We start from the raw sequence: 14769 nt of genomic DNA, 5'->3' as shown, positions 1-14769 counted from the left end.
CTGCTCATGGGGGCAAGGCCGACCCGGCCTCCGTGCGCCCGGGGGCGTCGAGCGCGGTCGTCGAGGGTCGCCTCCGCCTCCCCGAGGGATCTGCCGCGCTCGACCGGATGGCCGACGCCGGGGGACAGCTGGACGACGACGGGTCGGCTCTCGTGGTGCGATCGGTCGCAGCCGAAGGACGGTCACGAGCCCATCTCGGCGGTCGCTCGGTGCCGCAGGCGCTCCTCGCGGACGTCGCGGACGAGCTGGTCACCGTGCACGGTCAGGCCGACCAGGCACGCCTCCGGACGCCGAGCCGGCAGCGAGCCGCGCTCGACGCCTTCGCCGGTTCCGCCCATGCCGACCTGCTGGCGCGGTACCGGGACGCGTGGACCGAGCGAGCGGCCCTTCTCCGCCGGATCGACGACGTCACGTCACGGGTCGACGAGCGAGCGCGCGAGGCCGAGCTCCTGCGCGCCGGGACGGCCGAGATCGAGCGCGTCGACCCGCAGCCCGGCGAGGACGACACCCTGCGGCAGGTGGTCGCGCGGCTCGGCAACGCCGAGGAGCTGCGCGAGGCAGCCCGGCTGGCGCACGACGCACTTGTCGGCGACGACACCGGCTCCGAGGACGCGAGCGCGCTACCGGCCGTCGACCGAGCGAGGCGGTCCCTGGAGGTCGCGGCGACGACCGATCCTGCACTCGTCGAGCTCGCCCGACGTGTCGCGGACGCGGAGTACGCCCTGCAGGACGTGGCGACGGACCTCGCCGCGTACGAGGGTGGGCTCGCCGCCGATCCCGGGGTTCTCGAGCAGTCCCACGCGCGGCTCGCGGAGCTGACGAGCCTGGTGCGGACCTACGGCGGCGACACGACCGACACCACCGACACCAGCGACGGCTCCGAGACCGGTGCGTTGACCGGGGTGGCGGCGGTGCTCGCCTGGGCGCGCGACGCCGGTCTCCGCCTGCTCGAGCTCGAGGACGACGACGCCGGCCTCGAGGCGATGCACGCGCGCGCCAAGGAGCTGCAGGCGACGATCGTCGACCTGGCCGCCGCGCTCGGACGTGGACGCTCGGCGGCGGCGGACGCTCTCGCGAAGGCCGTGACCGAGGAGCTGGCGGGGCTGGCGATGTCGGGCGCGAGCCTCGAGGTCGGCGTCGAGCGGGCGGACGAGCCCGGTCCGTGGGGCGCCGACCTGGTCGAGATGCGTCTCGTCCCGCACCCCGGGGCGCCCGCCCGGGCGCTGGGCAAGGGCGCCTCCGGCGGCGAGCTGTCGAGAGTCATGCTGGCGATCGAGGTCGCGCTGGCCGCCGTCGCCGGAGCCGGGAGCGGCTCGACGACCTTCGTCTTCGACGAGGTCGACGCCGGCGTCGGGGCCGCGCCGCGCTCGAGGTCGGTCGCCGTCTCGCCGTGCTTGCGCGGCACGCCCAGGTCGTCGTGGTCACCCACCTGGCACAGGTCGCGTCGTTCGCCGACCGCCAGCTCGTGGTGTCCAAGTCCACCGACGGTGCGGCCGGCGACGACGGGGCCGCGGACGACGCCATGGTGACCGTTACTGGCGTCGCCGAGGTCGCCGGTGAGGAGCGGGTGCGAGAGCTCGCCCGTATGCTCTCGGGCAAGGAGGACTCCGAGGCTGCGCGGCTGCACGCCGTCGAGCTGCTCGCCGGGTCGGGGAGCGTGGGTGCCACGACATGATCCACACCACGCGCGGGCCGCGGCCCGATCGCGACAAGTCGTGGGAGCATTGGCCCCGATGAGACTGACCTTCCGCAGGAGCGAGCCGCAGCCAGGAACCGACGACGCCTCGGGCGTCACCGGCCCGGCGCGCGTCAGCCCGCGCACCAAGGACCTGACGAAGCGGCTCTCCGCCGGCGACATCGCGGTCATCGATCACGTGGACATCGACCGGGTGGCCGCCGACGCGCTGGTCACCGCCGGTCCGGCGGTGGTGCTGAACGCGGCGCGGTCGACCTCCGGCCGCTACCCCAACCTCGGTCCCGAGATCCTCGTCGAGGCGGGCATCGTGCTCGTCGACGGGCTCGGTGACGCCGTGATGTCGATCGCGGACGGCCACCGGGTCCGGGTCGACGGCGCGAAGGTCTTCGTCGGCGAGACCTTGGTCGCCGAGGGGACGCTGCAGACGCCGGAGACGGTGGCGGCGAGCCTCGAGGAGGCCCGAGAGGGCCTGTCCGACGAGATCGAGCGCTTCGCCGAGAACACGATGGACTACCTGCGCCGGGAGCGGGAGCTCCTCCTGGACGGGGTCGGGGTCCCGGACGTGAAGACCGAGATCGAGGGACGCCACGTCCTCATCGTGGTCCGCGGCTACCACTACCGCGAGGACCTCGCGACGCTGCGTCCGTACGTGGCGGAGTACCGGCCCGTCCTCGTCGGTGTCGACGGTGGAGCCGACGCGATCCTCGACGCAGGCCTCAAGCCCGACATGATCGTGGGCGACATGGACTCGGTGTCGGACCGCGCGCTCGCCTGCGGGGCCGAGATCGTCGTGCACGCCTACCGCGACGGGAACGCGCCCGGACTCGAGCGGGTGCGCGCGCTCGGGGTGGACCCGATCGTCTTCCCGGCGACGGGCACGAGCGAGGACATCGCGATGCTCCTGACCGACGACGCCGGGGCCGAGGTGATCGTCGCGGTCGGCACGCACGCGACGCTCGTCGAGTTCCTGGACAAGGGCAGGGCCGGGATGGCGAGCACCTTCCTCACCCGCCTGCGGGTCGGGGGCAAGCTCGTCGACGCGAAGGGAGTCTCGCGGCTCTACCGGCAGCGCATCTCGAACCTCCAGCTCGTGCTGCTCTCGCTGGCGGGGCTGTTCGCCGTCGGCATGGCCCTCCTCGCCACGGCTGCGGGCCAGACCTTCATCGGCATCGTCGGCGCCCAGCTCGACACCGTGTGGTCCTGGTTCGGGTCCCTGTTCCGCAGCGGCTGAGCCTGACCGGTACCACCCTGGCCCTCGAAACCTCGACCAGGCGCTCCTCGGGGCGCCGCTCACGAAGGAAACCTGCATTCCGTGATCGACTTCCGGTACCACATCGTCTCTCTGATCTCCGTCTTCCTGGCGCTGGCGGTCGGCATCATCCTCGGTGCGGGTCCGCTGCAGGGCACCCTCGGTGAGCAGCTGAGCGGTCAGGTCGAGCAGCTCCGGGAGGAGCGCAACGACCTGCGGGCCGAGCTCGACGAGACGACCCTCGACCTGGAGTCCACCGATCGCTACGTCGAGGCGGTCGGCCCCGAGCTCGTGACCGGCTCGCTCGTCGGCCGTTCGGTGGCCGTCGTCGGCACGGGCGAGCTCGACGACGACTGGTACGAGCCGATCGCCGAGCAGCTGGCGGTCGCCGGTGCCTCGGTGAGCAGCCAGGTCGACCTCACGTCCGCGTGGACGGACGCCGACGCGCAGGACGACCGGGACGCCGCCGCCGACGAAACGCGACTCGCCACCGGAGAGCCGGACGGTTCGTCCGAGGAGGCGCTCGCCACGGCACTCGTCATGGCGCTGGTCGAGGAGGACCCGCTCGACCCCGAGCAGCTCAGCACCGACGCGCAGGACCTCCTCACCATGCTCTCCGACGACGGTCTCGTGGACGTCGCGACCGCACCGACCGCGCCCGCCGAGGCTGTCCTCGTCGTCGTCCCGCAGCGTGCGGAGGAGGACGCGTCCGACGGCACCCAGACGCCGACGGCCGGTGACGGGGCCACGGAGGAGGAGTCGACCGACGACGCCGGCGCCGCTGCCGTCCAGGACCAGCTCCAGGTCGTCGTCGCCGCCGAGTCCGCGGTCGGTGCCGTCGTCGTCGCAGGGCCGGACCTGTCCGACGGAGACCTGATCTCCTGGGTCCGGGACGACGAGCAGACGACATCGACGGTCAGCTCCGTCGCCCAGGTGGGCGAGGCGCCCGGCCAGATCAACGTCCCGCTGGCGCTCGCGGCCGAGCTCCAGGACGTGACCGGTCAGTACGGTCTCGACGACGCGGCGACCGCCGCCGTGCCGCCGCTCCAGGAACCCGAGGAGCCCGAGGAGGCAGCGACTCCCGAGTCGTCGGACGGCGCGACCGGCGACGACGGTGAGGGCGCCCTGGACGGCTCGACCGACGAGCCGACGGACCAGTGACCCTCGGTAGCGTCGTCGCGGGGGCCACGGTCTCGGCCGGGACGACGGCAGCGGCGCGGACCGTGCTCGACGCCGCCCCGCCCGGTGGAGCGGCCCGGTGGACCCGGACGAACCATCGCGGTGAACCGATCAGCATGCTCGAGGGCCCGGCGGTCGTCGTCGGCCTGGCGGCAGGTGCGATCGCGGGCGCGGGCACGACCCGGTCGGCGGCGGCGGCCGCCGTCGCGGTCGTGGGAGCAGGTGCCTTCGGCGTCGTCGACGACCTGGCCGAGGACACGTCCGAGCGCACGAAGGGGCTCAAGGGGCACCTCGGAGCGCTCGCGCACGGACGGCTCACCACGGGTGGCCTCAAGGTGCTCGGCATCGGCGCGACCTCGCTCGTGGCGGCAGCGATCGCCACACCCACCGACGGTCACCCGGTCCTCCGGTCGGTGGACGTCGTCCTCGGCGGAGCGCTCGTCGCGGCGAGCGCGAACCTTCTCAACCTCTTCGACCTGCGACCCGGGCGCGCGCTCAAGGTCGCGACCCTGGGGGCGCTCGCGGGGACGGCCACGGGCGAGGCAGGACTCTCCGGGGCGGTCGTCGGCTCCGCAGGGGCCGCTGCGGGCGCCGATCTCGCCGAGCGGGACATGCTGGGGGACGGCGGCGCGAACGCGCTCGGTGCGCTCCTCGGCGTGCAGGTCGTGCTGGGTGCATCGCGAGCGGTGCGGGTCGCGGCCCTCGCCGGCGTGGTGGGTCTGACGCTGGCGAGCGAGAAGACGAGCTTCTCCGCGGTCATCGACGGCAACCCCGTGCTGCGCCTCCTCGACGGTTGGGGCCGTCGGCCCCGACGCCGCTGACCATGTCACCGCGCTGGAAGCTGGCCGCAGGCACTCTCGCCGGTGCGGCCGCTCTGATCACGGTCGTCAACCTGGCCAGCCGGCTCATCGGCTTCCTGCGCCAGATCGCGCTGGTGTCCAACGTCGGTCCCGGCGAGGTCGGGGACATCTACCTCAAGGCGAACACCGTCCCGAACGTGATGTTCGAGGTCGCGGCGGGTGGAGCGCTCGCAGGCGCGATCGTCCCCCTGCTGGCGGGTCCCGTCGCGCGTCGCGCGCGCATCGAGGCCTCCGGGATCACGTCGGCGCTGCTCACGTGGGCGCTCGTCGTCCTCGTCCCGGTCGGCGCGCTCATGGCGCTGGCGGCGCCGTGGCTCGTCCCGCTCATCGGCATCGCCCCAGGGGAGTCGGCAGATCTCGCGACGTACTTCCTGCGGGTCTTCGCGCTGCAGATCCCGCTCTACGGCGTCGGCACGGTGATGTCGGGTGTCCTCCAGGCCAACCGGCGGTTCTTCTGGCCGGCGGCCGCGCCGATCCTCTCGAGCGCGGTGGTCATCACCACGTACGTCCTCTACGGCGCGTCGACCGAGGGTTCGCACGTACCGGCGGGCGAGGTCTCGTCGTCCGCCGTCGCGCTGCTGGCGTGGGGCACGACGGCGGGCGTGGCGGCGATGAGCCTCCCGCTCGTCGTGCCGGCGTGGCGGACCGGGATCCGACTGCGTCTGACGCTGCGGTTCCCGGGGGCGAGGGGCGGCGTGCACGTGCGCTGGCGCTGGCCGGGCTGGGCGCGCTCGTGGCGCAGCAGGCCTCGGTGGTGGCGGTCATGTGGTCGTCGGGGCGGTTCGACGACCCGGGCGCGTACACCGTGTACTTCAGCACGCAGGCCGTCTACTTCCTGCCGTACGCGATCCTCGCCATACCGCTGGCCACCAGCGCGTTCCCGCGGCTGGCAGAGCGCGCGTCCGCGGGGGACCGTGCGGGGTTCGCGGGCCTCCTCGCACTCACGACCCGGGGGCTGCTCACCGTGACGGCCGCCGGTGTCGCTGCCCTGGTGGCCGCGAGCGTCGCCGTCGAGTCGGCGTTCGACACCTTCGCCGACGGGTCCGTCGACGGCATGTCGGAGGCGATCGCGTGGATGGCGCCCGGGCTCGTCGGGTTCGCCTTGATCTTCCATCTGTCCCGAGCGCTGTACTCGCTCGACCACGGTCGCGCCGCGGTCGTCGCCACGAGCGCGGGGTGGATCGTGGTCGGTGTCGTCGCCGTCGTGCTCCCGATGCTGGTCGTGCCCGACGACCGTGGCGCGGCGGTCCCGGGCGTGGTGGACGACGCGGTGCGCGACCCGCTGCTGTCGTCGCTCGGTGCGGCCAACGCCCTCGGGATGACCGTGGCAGCGGTGTTCCTCCTGCTCGCCGTCCGGCGCCACGGCGGTCCTGGTGCGGTCGCGGGAGTCGGCCGCACGACGCCCGTACTGCTGGTCGGCTCGGCGCTCGGCGCGGTCGCCGGCTACGCCCTGACCGCGGCGCTGATCCCGGACGGACCGTCCCTGCTGGTCGCGATCCTCGTGGGCCTGGCCGGAGCAGTCGTCGCGGTCCTCGTGGTGGTCGGCACGTCGCTCGCCCTGGACCGCACCGCACTGCTCGCCGTGCTGCGGCCGTCGGCGGTCGCCGACGCGTAGCAGGGCCGGCGCGAGCTGTGCTGTGGTCCGGACGTACGCGAACTGTGCGACCGGGACCGAGCCGACCACTATCCCGAAGGCCACGTTCGATCAGCACATCGGGCACTGACGGTGCGCCGAACCTGACAGGTCGAACACGGCGGGCAGCACGAATGCGCGCTGGATCCTCCGTCTCCTCCGCGAGGTCGTCGACCTTCATGTGCGGATGATGCGTGGCAGCACGACGCCGGGCGCGGACCAACGCGGTCCGCGCCCGGCGATCATCTGCGTGCAGGATCAGGCGGCGTGCGCTCCGCGACGGCGGCGGCGGGCAGCGACCACGAGCATCGCGCCGGAGGCCGCGAGGAGCGTGCCGAGGCCCAGGATGTCGGCGTCGTCAGCGCCGGTCTGCGCGAGACGTGCAGTCTGAACTGCTGCGACACCCTGCTGCGTGGCGCGCGCCTCGGGGACGTCGGCCTCCGTACGAGTGATGAACTCGGGGACCTGGCCTGCACCGGTGTTCGCGACGTGCGTCACCGGGTGCGCCGGCGTGGGTGCCGTGGCTGCGTGCGTGTGCGACGTCGGCGCGATCGTGGCCTTCGCCGCTGGTGCCTGGGTCGCCGGGGCCTGGGTCGCGGGGGCCTTTGCCTTCGTGGCCGTTGGGCTCGTCTGCGCGGCAGGGGTGGTGGTCGTAGCAGGGGTGGTCGGCGTCGTGGTCTGACGCGGCTTCGTCTTGCGAGCCTTGGCGGTGGTCTGGGGCGCCGTCGAGAGTCCGTGCATCTGGTTCGGTGCCTGGGGGTTACCGGTCGGCTTCGTCGGGGACGGGGTGAGGTTCGCGCCGGTGGGCGTCGGCGGGACGGGCACGGACTGCGGGGCCTGCTTCGTCGGGGACGGGGTGAGGTTCGCACCGGTGGGCTGCGGCGGGACCGACACGGGCTGGGGGGTCTTCGGCGTCGGGGACGGGGTGAGGTTCGCACCGGTGGGCGTCGGGGGCACGTAGGGGTTCGTGCCGGTGTGCGACGGTCCCTGGACGCCGGTGGGCGGGGAGTCCGGGTGCCGGTCACGGTCTGACGGGTGTCCGGGACAACGACGGTGGTGGTCTTGGGCGCCTTCGAGGTACCGGTGACCGATCCGCGCGGGTTGACGGTGGGGCTGGTGCCCGTGGTCGTGGTGCGGGTGTCAGGGACAACGAGGATGAAGGCCGGCGACGCCGACTCCTTCCGTACAAGTGTTGCGGCCGGAACTGGGTCGGCCGGCGTGGCGTTGGGGGAGGTGCCTGTGCGCGACGGTCCCTGGACGCCGACGACGGGCGGGACCTTGCCTGTGCCGGTCGTGACGTGCTGGGGCGCGACGCCGCCGTAGACCGGAGGAACCGCCATAGTGGCGGCTGGGTTGCCGGCGTGGGCAGCGCCGGAGCTGGCGGATGCCGATCCCGATGCCGCGTTGTCGGGGGTCGGGTTGCCGTTGGGGTTCGTGGTGGGCGTGCCGGAGCCTGTGTTGGCCGGCTGGCCTTGGCCGTTCTGCTTGCCGCCACGGTTCGGGCTGTCAGCTCGGTGGGCGACGCCGTTGGCGTTCGCGCCGGAGTTGCCGGACCCAGCGTTGACGGCAGAGTTGCCGCCCTGGCCGGTGGCGGCGGACGCCCCTGCGGCCGTGCCGGTCACGGCGAGCAGAGCGATCGCCCCGGTGGCGATGAAACGAGTGGACGTGCGCATCGGAATCTCCAGGTGGAAAGCATGTCTGACAGTAGGTCTGCTGTCAGTTGTTTAATCAGTGGTCCTACAGTAGGCATAGATAGTCACGGCTGGGAACGGTTAATATCGAAAAACAATATGGTGTCGATCACAGGCTTTCCCGCCGACGAGCGCGGCGATGGCACCCGGGACCCGGTTCGCCTGTACAGTGGAGTTCCGTGGCAGATCACCTACCTAGTCCCAGTCGTCAGCTAGATCACGGATCCCGCGGCGCACACACCACGCGGCAGATCTTCGTCACCGGGGGTGTCGCCTCCTCGCTCGGTAAGGGTCTGACGGCATCCAGCCTCGGTCGCCTGCTCCGGTCGCGCGGGCTCCGCGTCACGATGCAGAAGCTCGACCCGTACCTGAACGTCGACCCGGGCACCATGAACCCGTTCCAGCACGGTGAGGTTTTCGTCACCGAGGACGGGGCGGAGACCGACCTCGACATCGGCCACTACGAGCGCTTCCTCGACGTGGACCTCCACTCATCGGCGAACGTCACGACGGGCCAGGTCTACTCCCAGGTGATCGCGCGTGAGCGGCGCGGCGAGTACCTGGGCGACACCGTCCAGGTGATCCCGCACATCACCGACGAGATCAAGCGACGCATGCGCGCGCAGTCGAGCCCTGACGTCGATGTCATCATCACGGAGATCGGCGGAACGGTGGGCGACATCGAGTCGCAGCCGTTCCTCGAGGCGGCCCGCCAGGTGCGCCACGAGCTCGGACGCGACGACGTGTTCTTCCTCCACGTCTCGCTCGTCCCGTACATCGGGCCGTCCGGGGAGCTCAAGACGAAGCCGACGCAGCACTCGGTCGCGGCGCTCCGGTCCATCGGCATCCAGCCCGACGCGCTCGTGCTCCGCGCCGACCGTGAGCTGCCGCAGTCCGTCAAGCGCAAGATCGCGCTCATGTGCGACGTCGACAACGAGGCCGTGGTGGCCGCGGTCGACGCGCCGAGCATCTACGACATCCCGCGCGTCGTGCACTCCGAAGGGCTCGACGCCTACGTGGTGCGCCGGCTGAACCTCCCGTTCCACGACGTGGACTGGGACGGCTGGTCGCAGCTGCTCGAGCGCGTGCACCGCCCGGAGCATCGGGTCGAGATCGCCCTCGTCGGCAAGTACATCGACCTCCCCGACGCCTACCTCTCGGTGACCGAGGCGCTGCGCGCCGGCGGGTTCGCCAACGACGCGAAGGTCGTCATCCGCTGGGTGCCGTCCGACGACTGCTCGACCCCGGAGGGCGCCGAGGACGCGCTCGGCGGCGTCGACGCCGTGCTGGTCCCGGGCGGCTTCGGCATCCGTGGGATCGAGGGCAAGCTCGGTGCGTTGCGCTGGTCGCGCGAGAACAAGGTCCCGACCCTCGGGATCTGCCTCGGGTTGCAGTCGATGGTCATCGAGTACGCCCGCAACGTGCTCGGCATCGACGACGCGTCGTCCACCGAGTTCGACCCCGGGACGCAGCACCCGGTCATCGCGACGATGGAGGAGCAGGTCGCGTTCGTCGAGGGGCAGGGCGACCTGGGCGGGACGATGCGTCTCGGTGCGTACGACGCAGCGCTCAGGCCCGGGTCCGTCATCGCAGGGGCCTACGGGGCCGAGCAGGTGTCGGAGCGGCACCGCCACCGCTACGAGGTCAACAACGCCTACCGTGACCAGCTCGAGGATGCCGGGCTCGTCTTCTCCGGCACGTCTCCCGACGGATCGCTCGTCGAGTTCGTGGAGCTCCCCTCGGAGGTCCACCCGTACTACGTCTCGACGCAGGCGCACCCTGAGTTCAAGTCGCGGCCCACTCGCGCGCACCCGCTGTTCGAGGGTCTCGTCGCGGCCGCGATCGCTGCGCAGCGATGAGCCCCGACGGTGCCCGGGAGGCCGTTGAGGTCCGCGACCGTGTCGCGCCCCGCCCGGTCGCCGGGCGCCGCCTGATCCACCGGGGACGCATCTGGGACCTGGTGTCGGACGACGTCGTGCTGAGCGAGGACGTGACGGTCACCCGGGAGCTCCTCGACCATCCGGGGGCCGTGGCAGTCGTCGTCCTCGACGACGAGGGCCGGGTCCTGCTCCAGCGCCAGTACCGTCACCCGGTCGGGCGGGAGCTGTGGGAGATCCCGGCGGGCCTGCTCGACGTCGAGGGGGAGCCGGCGATCGACACCGCGCGACGGGAGCTCGCCGAGGAGGCTGACCTGCGTGCGGAGCGGTGGGACGTGCTCGTCGACCTGTACACGACCCCGGGCGGGTCGACCGAGGCGCTGCGGGTGTTCCTCGCGCGCGACCTCTCGCCGGTCCCGGTGGACGAGCGCTTCGAGCGCGAGCACGAGGAGGCCGACATGGAGGCCGCGTGGGTGCCGCTCGCCGAGGCGGCGGACGCGGTGCTCGCCGGTCATCTGCACAACCCGTCGACCGTCGCGGGCGTGCTCGCTGCGGCTCGGTACGCGGACCGCGACTTCGTCGGGCTGCGCCCCACCGGAGCGCCGTGGCCCGAGCGTCGAGGGGCGTCCATGATCGACGGCGGTCCGCCCGTCGGTCACGGGTGATCGGCGCGCGGAGGTTTGAGCTGCTCGCCGTCACGGACCGGTGAGAACGGCTGGAGCGTGCTCGGGCCGGCTCTGACCGGCCAGTCCTGCTGAGTCCGGCTAGCGCACCGAGAACAGCTCGCCGGGGGTGCAGTCGAGCTCCGTGCAGATGGCGGTCAACGTCGAGAACCTGATCGCCTTGGCCCGGTCGTTCTTCAGAACGGAGAGGTTGGCGACGGACACGCCGATCCGACGCGACAGCTCGGCCAACGACATCTCGCGCTCCGCCAGGATCCGGTCGAGATGGCAGACGACGGAGTGTCCCTCAGCAGGCACCTAGACCAACCCTTCGGTGTCGGCGTCCAGCCTCGCCGTCCGGTAGAGCGCGACGCCCACCAGGGCGAACACGACCGCGGTCCCGACGAAGTCGAGGTTCATCTCCGCCGTCGTCTCCCAGACCTCGGTGCCTGCGCCGTGAGGGAGCGCCTCACTGAGCATCGTGGCGGCACGGGCCGCCAGCCAGGACTCGGCAGAGCCGAGGACCACGGTCGTCGTGGCGACGGCGACGGCGGCGATCGCCCCAGCACGCCAGGCCCTGACCGCCGTGCGGAAGAGTCGGACGGCGAGCACGGCGAGGATGACACCCGTCACCGCGGCGAGCGTCGCGTCCACCGCGTAGGCAAGGGCGAACGCCCGGGTCAGCGGCGGCGTGAGCCCCCGACCACGAGGTCGGCGGTGCTCCCGTTGGCGGGAGCGACCGTCAGCGGGTCGGTGCCTGAGAACACCTGCTCCACGTCGGCCGTTGACAGCGGTACGTCGGCAACCGCCTCGTGATCCGTGCTCGTGCCTATGGCTGCGACGATCGCCGCGCCGGCGGAGACGAAGGACCAGAGCGCGACGAGCGCGAGGACGACGACGACGCTCCTCGGGACTTTTCGAGTCTCCTCGGACAGATCGTCAGGCATGGTCGCACCTTACTCGCGCTCGACTCGTGTCGGCCGGACGGATCGCGGCGGGCGACCTGCCGATGGGGTCGGGCCGAGGCTAGCGGGAGACGGGCGGTGAGCCGGTCAGACGGCCGCGCGTGTGCGCATGCTCAGGACGAGTCTGGTCGTGCCGGCGACGAGGAGCGCGGCGCCGAGCATGTGCAGCCCCACCAGCAGCTCGGGCAGGCCGGTGAAGTACTGCACGTAGCCGATCGCTCCCTGCGCGAGGGTGATGGCCAGCAGGAGCCACGCCGCGCGCCGCACGGCAGCGGGCGCCCCGGTCCGCAGCGCCACGACGAGGTACGCGACGAGCACGGCGACGAAGAGCCAGACCGACGCCGCATGGAACCGCGTCATCAGCGCGGGGTCGAGCGCCAGGCGGTATGCGACCTCGTCGTCACCGCCGTGCGGCCCGGCTCCGGTCACGACGACGCCGAGGACGACGACGGGCACGGCGAGCACGGCGAGGGTCCGGCCGAGCGCACGGTTGAGGGGTCCGACCACCGCGACCGGCGGCGCGTCGCCCTCGGCGTGCCGGTGCAGGAGCAGCAGCGAGAGCGCCACCAGAGCGGCCGAGACGATGAAGTGCAGGGACACGAGCGCCGGGTCCAGGTGGAAGCGCACGACGATCCCGCCGAGCACCGCCTGCGTGGCGACCCCGATCAGCGGGGCCAGCCCGAGCCAGCGGTATCCCGTGCTGCGGCTCTTGTCCGACCACACGAGGATCGCGACGGCCACGGCGATCACGCCGAGCACCCCGGTGAGGGTGCGGTTCCCGAACTCGATGTACTGGTGGTACGACGTCTCCGGGTGGAACTTCGCGGTGAACTGTCCGGGCTCGCACTGTGGCCACGTCGAGCAGCCCAGACCGGACCCGGTGAGGCGGACGGCGCCGCCGGTGACGATGATCCCGATCTGCGCGACGAGGTTGGCGACGAGCACGGGGTGCGTCCATCGTCGGGCGGAGGCGAGGAAGCCTTGCTCGTGCGCCGCGGGAGTGCTCTCGTCCACCTGCTGTGTGCTCACTGGACCACGGTAGCCGCGCGACGCCGTCCGACAGGCACGTGAAGGGGCCTCGGGATGTGACGTGGATCCGGTCAGGGCGTCGTGACGACGGCCCGACCGGAGAACCGGGCAGGGTTGCTCGCCGGGTGGGTCACTGCCAGCGGAACAGCTTGCCCGCGCCCCAGCCGAGCGCCGCCGTCCACCCCAGCAGGACGACGACCGAGAACGACGGCACCCCGCCGTCGATGAGGGCTCCGCGCATCGCCTCGCCGAGCGCGCCGGAGGGCAGGATCACGGCGACGTGCTGCATGATGCCGGGCATCTGGTCGGCGGGCACGAGCACGCCGCCGCCGACGGCGAGGAGCACCAGCACCAGGTTGGCCACGGCCAGGACGCCCTCGGCGCGCAGCGTCCCGGCGAGCAGGAGGGCGAGCGACGTGAAGGCGGCCGTACCCAGCAGCACCGCCCCGATCGCGGCCGGGACCCCGGAGAGCTCGGGACGCCACCCGAGGCCGAGCGCCACCGCTCCGACGACGACCACCTGGACGATCTCGACGGCGAGGACGCCGAGGATCTTGCCCGCGAGCAGGCCGCCGCGGCCCAGGGGAGTGGTGGCCAGGAGGCGCAGGACGCCGTTGCGTCGGTCGAAGGCTGTCGCGATGGCTTGGGAGGTGAACGCGGTCGACATGACGGCCAGGGCGAGGATCCCGGGCGTGACGAGGTCGATCCGGGCGACCCCGGGGCTGTCGATCTCCACGAGGTCGGTCTGCGTGAGCCCGACGAGGAGCAGCACGGGCATGATGATCGTGATGAGGAGCTGTTCCCCGTTGCGCAGGATCGCGCGCGTCTCGAACGAGGTCTGGGACGCGACCCGGCGCCAGGCCGGTGCGGCGAGCGTCCGGTCGTCGGTCATCGCAGGTTCCGTCCGGTCAGGTCGAGGAACACGTCCTCGAGGGTGCGGCGCCCCACGGTCAGGCCGGTGAGCAGGACGTCCTGGTCGGCGAGCCAGCGGGTCACGGCGGCGATCGTCGCGGCGTCGGCATCACCCTGGACCGTGTAGGCGCCGGGCGCGTCCTCGGTCACCGTCCGGCCCCCGGGGTCGGCACGGCGGGCCCGGTCGCCCTCGGCGAGCGTGCGCGCCAGCTCGGCGACGTCGAGCCCTCGCGGTGCGCGGAATCGCACCGCCGCAGCGCCCGAGGCGAGCAGTTCGGCCGTCGAACCCTCCGCGATCACGGTGCCGCGGTCGACGACGTACACGTGGTCGGCCAGGTCTTCGGCCTCGTCCATCAGGTGGGTGGTCAGCACGATGCCCACGCCGTCCGCACGCAGCTCGCGGACGAGCTCCCACACCGCGTGCCGGCTCTGCGGGTCCATCCCGGCGCTCGGCTCGTCGAGGAACACGACCTCGGGCCGCCCCACGACGGAGGCCGCCAGGGCCAGCCGCTGACGTTGCCCGCCCGAGAGTCGGCGCACCGTGGTGCGGGCGAACCCGTGGAGCCCGAGCCGCTCGGCGAGGGCGTCGGTGTCGAGCGGGTCCGCGTACATGGACGCCACGTGCTCCAGCATCTCCAGGGCACGGACACCCGTGGGCAGCCCGCCGTCCTGGAGCATCACGCCGACCCGGGGCCGGAGCGTGCGCGCGTCGTCCTGGGGGTCGAGTCCGAGGACCCGGACCGTTCCCTCGTCCGGGCGGCGCAGCCCCTCGCAGCACTCGACGGTCGTGGTCTTGCCTGCGCCGTTGGGGCCGAGCACGGCGGTGACGGCGCCGCGGGCCGCGCTGAGGTCCAGCCCGTCCACCGCGGTGGTCGACCCGTACGACTTGCGCAGCCCGGAGACGACGACGGCGGGGGAGTCGGGCATGGGACGTGAGTCTAGGGGGCGGGTGGGGGCGCGCCCGGATGCGCCCGGGTGCGCCCGGACGGCCTTCCGGTGTGATGCTCGCCACCGAC

At 72.6% G+C, this 14769-nt stretch carries 15 protein-coding genes and 1 pseudogene; 9 read left to right on the top strand and 7 right to left on the bottom strand.

The genetic code is table 11. From position 1 onward, the window contains the following. The first annotated feature begins 32 nt into the window (after nucleotides 1–32). The 7 genes and pseudogenes from QUE47_RS14855 (at nucleotide 33) to QUE47_RS14830 (ending at nucleotide 6599) form a co-directional block, all read left to right on the top strand. Entirely contained in the window at nucleotides 33–1529 is a 1497-nt protein-coding gene (locus QUE47_RS14855) for a DNA repair protein RecN (RefSeq protein WP_350227762.1), read from the top strand. Then, nucleotides 1523–1675 carry a hypothetical protein gene (locus tag QUE47_RS16990; RefSeq protein ID WP_350227590.1) on the top strand — a complete coding sequence of 51 codons (153 nt, stop codon included), beginning with the start codon at nucleotides 1523–1525 and terminating at the stop codon, nucleotides 1673–1675. Before QUE47_RS14855 ends, QUE47_RS16990 begins: the two co-directional genes overlap by 7 nt. Nucleotides 1676–1733: 58 nt before the next feature. Next, entirely contained in the window at nucleotides 1734–2927 is a 1194-nt protein-coding gene (gene steA, locus QUE47_RS14850; protein ID WP_286217920.1) for a putative cytokinetic ring protein SteA, read from the top strand. Between the two features lie 81 nt (nucleotides 2928–3008). After that, nucleotides 3009–4106, top strand: coding sequence for a copper transporter (locus QUE47_RS14845; RefSeq protein ID WP_286217919.1), 1098 nt, complete (start codon nucleotides 3009–3011; stop codon nucleotides 4104–4106). After that, complete coding sequence (locus QUE47_RS14840; RefSeq protein WP_286217918.1) at nucleotides 4103–4945, top strand: hypothetical protein; 843 nt, start codon at nucleotides 4103–4105, stop codon at nucleotides 4943–4945. Before QUE47_RS14845 ends, QUE47_RS14840 begins: the two co-directional genes overlap by 4 nt. Before the next feature lie 2 nt (nucleotides 4946–4947). Further along, a pseudogene (locus tag QUE47_RS14835) lies at nucleotides 4948–5601 on the top strand (lipid II flippase MurJ); the annotation flags it as partial. Further along, entirely contained in the window at nucleotides 5568–6599 is a 1032-nt protein-coding gene (locus QUE47_RS14830; RefSeq protein ID WP_350227589.1) for a lipid II flippase MurJ, read from the top strand. The pseudogene QUE47_RS14835 and the gene QUE47_RS14830, both read left to right, overlap by 34 nt. A 276-nt stretch (nucleotides 6600–6875) precedes the next feature. On the opposite strand, the gene QUE47_RS14825 is transcribed toward QUE47_RS14830, so the two are convergent. Beyond that, nucleotides 6876–7574: a hypothetical protein gene (locus QUE47_RS14825; protein ID WP_286217916.1), complete on the bottom strand. Its 699-nt coding sequence runs from the start codon at nucleotides 7572–7574 to the stop codon at nucleotides 6876–6878. Between the two features lie 913 nt (nucleotides 7575–8487). Between QUE47_RS14825 and pyrG the strand changes: the two genes are divergently transcribed. Next, nucleotides 8488–10167: a CTP synthase gene (gene pyrG / locus QUE47_RS14820; RefSeq protein WP_434019700.1), complete on the top strand. Its 1680-nt coding sequence runs from the start codon at nucleotides 8488–8490 to the stop codon at nucleotides 10165–10167. Continuing rightward, the gene (locus tag QUE47_RS14815) at nucleotides 10164–10850 is read left to right on the top strand and encodes an NUDIX domain-containing protein (RefSeq protein ID WP_286217915.1); all 687 of its coding nucleotides are present in this window, start codon (nucleotides 10164–10166) and stop codon (nucleotides 10848–10850) included. The genes pyrG and QUE47_RS14815 overlap by 4 nt, the downstream gene beginning before the upstream one ends. Before the next feature lie 99 nt (nucleotides 10851–10949). Here QUE47_RS14815 and QUE47_RS14810 read toward each other — a convergent pair whose 3' ends face one another. From QUE47_RS14810 to QUE47_RS14785, 6 genes are all read right to left on the bottom strand, one after another. Then, nucleotides 10950–11105 (bottom strand): helix-turn-helix domain-containing protein, encoded by a 156-nt coding sequence (locus QUE47_RS14810; RefSeq protein WP_434019768.1) that lies wholly within the window; start codon nucleotides 11103–11105, stop codon nucleotides 10950–10952. Between the two features lie 60 nt (nucleotides 11106–11165). Then, a complete protein-coding gene (locus tag QUE47_RS14805; RefSeq protein WP_286217913.1) occupies nucleotides 11166–11480 on the bottom strand; it encodes a hypothetical protein in 315 nt (104 codons plus the stop codon). Between the two features lie 47 nt (nucleotides 11481–11527). Continuing rightward, on the bottom strand, nucleotides 11528–11794 hold the full coding sequence (locus QUE47_RS14800) for a hypothetical protein (protein WP_286217912.1): 267 nt from the start codon (nucleotides 11792–11794) through the stop codon (nucleotides 11528–11530). 105 nt (nucleotides 11795–11899) lie between these two features. Next, the gene (locus tag QUE47_RS14795) at nucleotides 11900–12841 is read right to left on the bottom strand and encodes a COX15/CtaA family protein (RefSeq protein ID WP_434019699.1); all 942 of its coding nucleotides are present in this window, start codon (nucleotides 12839–12841) and stop codon (nucleotides 11900–11902) included. Nucleotides 12842–12971: 130 nt separating this feature from the next. Beyond that, on the bottom strand, nucleotides 12972–13733 hold the full coding sequence (locus QUE47_RS14790; RefSeq protein WP_286217911.1) for an ABC transporter permease: 762 nt from the start codon (nucleotides 13731–13733) through the stop codon (nucleotides 12972–12974). Continuing rightward, a complete protein-coding gene (locus tag QUE47_RS14785) occupies nucleotides 13730–14680 on the bottom strand; it encodes an ABC transporter ATP-binding protein (RefSeq protein ID WP_286217910.1) in 951 nt (316 codons plus the stop codon). The genes QUE47_RS14790 and QUE47_RS14785 overlap by 4 nt, the downstream gene beginning before the upstream one ends. Between the last annotated feature and the right edge of the window lie 89 nt (nucleotides 14681–14769).

The sequence above is a fragment of the Paraoerskovia sediminicola genome, assembly GCF_030296575.1.
GTDB lineage: Bacteria > Actinomycetota > Actinomycetes > Actinomycetales > Cellulomonadaceae > Paraoerskovia > Paraoerskovia sediminicola.
The sequence above is the reverse complement of the archived record's forward strand: the minus strand, read 5'-3'. Positions and strand labels throughout refer to the sequence as shown.

Bases quoted from the DNA above. Each gene is read 5' to 3' on its own strand.
- QUE47_RS14800 (WP_286217912.1), bottom strand. From the start codon at position 11,794: ATGCCTGACGATCTGTCCGAGGAGACTCGAAAAGTCCCGAGGAGCGTC.
- QUE47_RS14810 (WP_434019768.1), bottom strand. From the start codon at position 11,105: ATGTCGTTGGCCGAGCTGTCGCGTCGGATCGGCGTGTCCGTCGCCAAC.
- QUE47_RS14790 (WP_286217911.1), bottom strand. From the start codon at position 13,733: ATGACCGACGACCGGACGCTCGCCGCACCGGCCTGGCGCCGGGTCGCG.
- QUE47_RS14815 (WP_286217915.1), top strand. From the start codon at position 10,164: ATGAGCCCCGACGGTGCCCGGGAGGCCGTTGAGGTCCGCGACCGTGTC.
- QUE47_RS14785 (WP_286217910.1), bottom strand. From the start codon at position 14,680: ATGCCCGACTCCCCCGCCGTCGTCGTCTCCGGGCTGCGCAAGTCGTAC.
- QUE47_RS16990 (WP_350227590.1), top strand. From the start codon at position 1,523: ATGGTGACCGTTACTGGCGTCGCCGAGGTCGCCGGTGAGGAGCGGGTG.
- steA (WP_286217920.1), top strand. From the start codon at position 1,734: ATGAGACTGACCTTCCGCAGGAGCGAGCCGCAGCCAGGAACCGACGAC.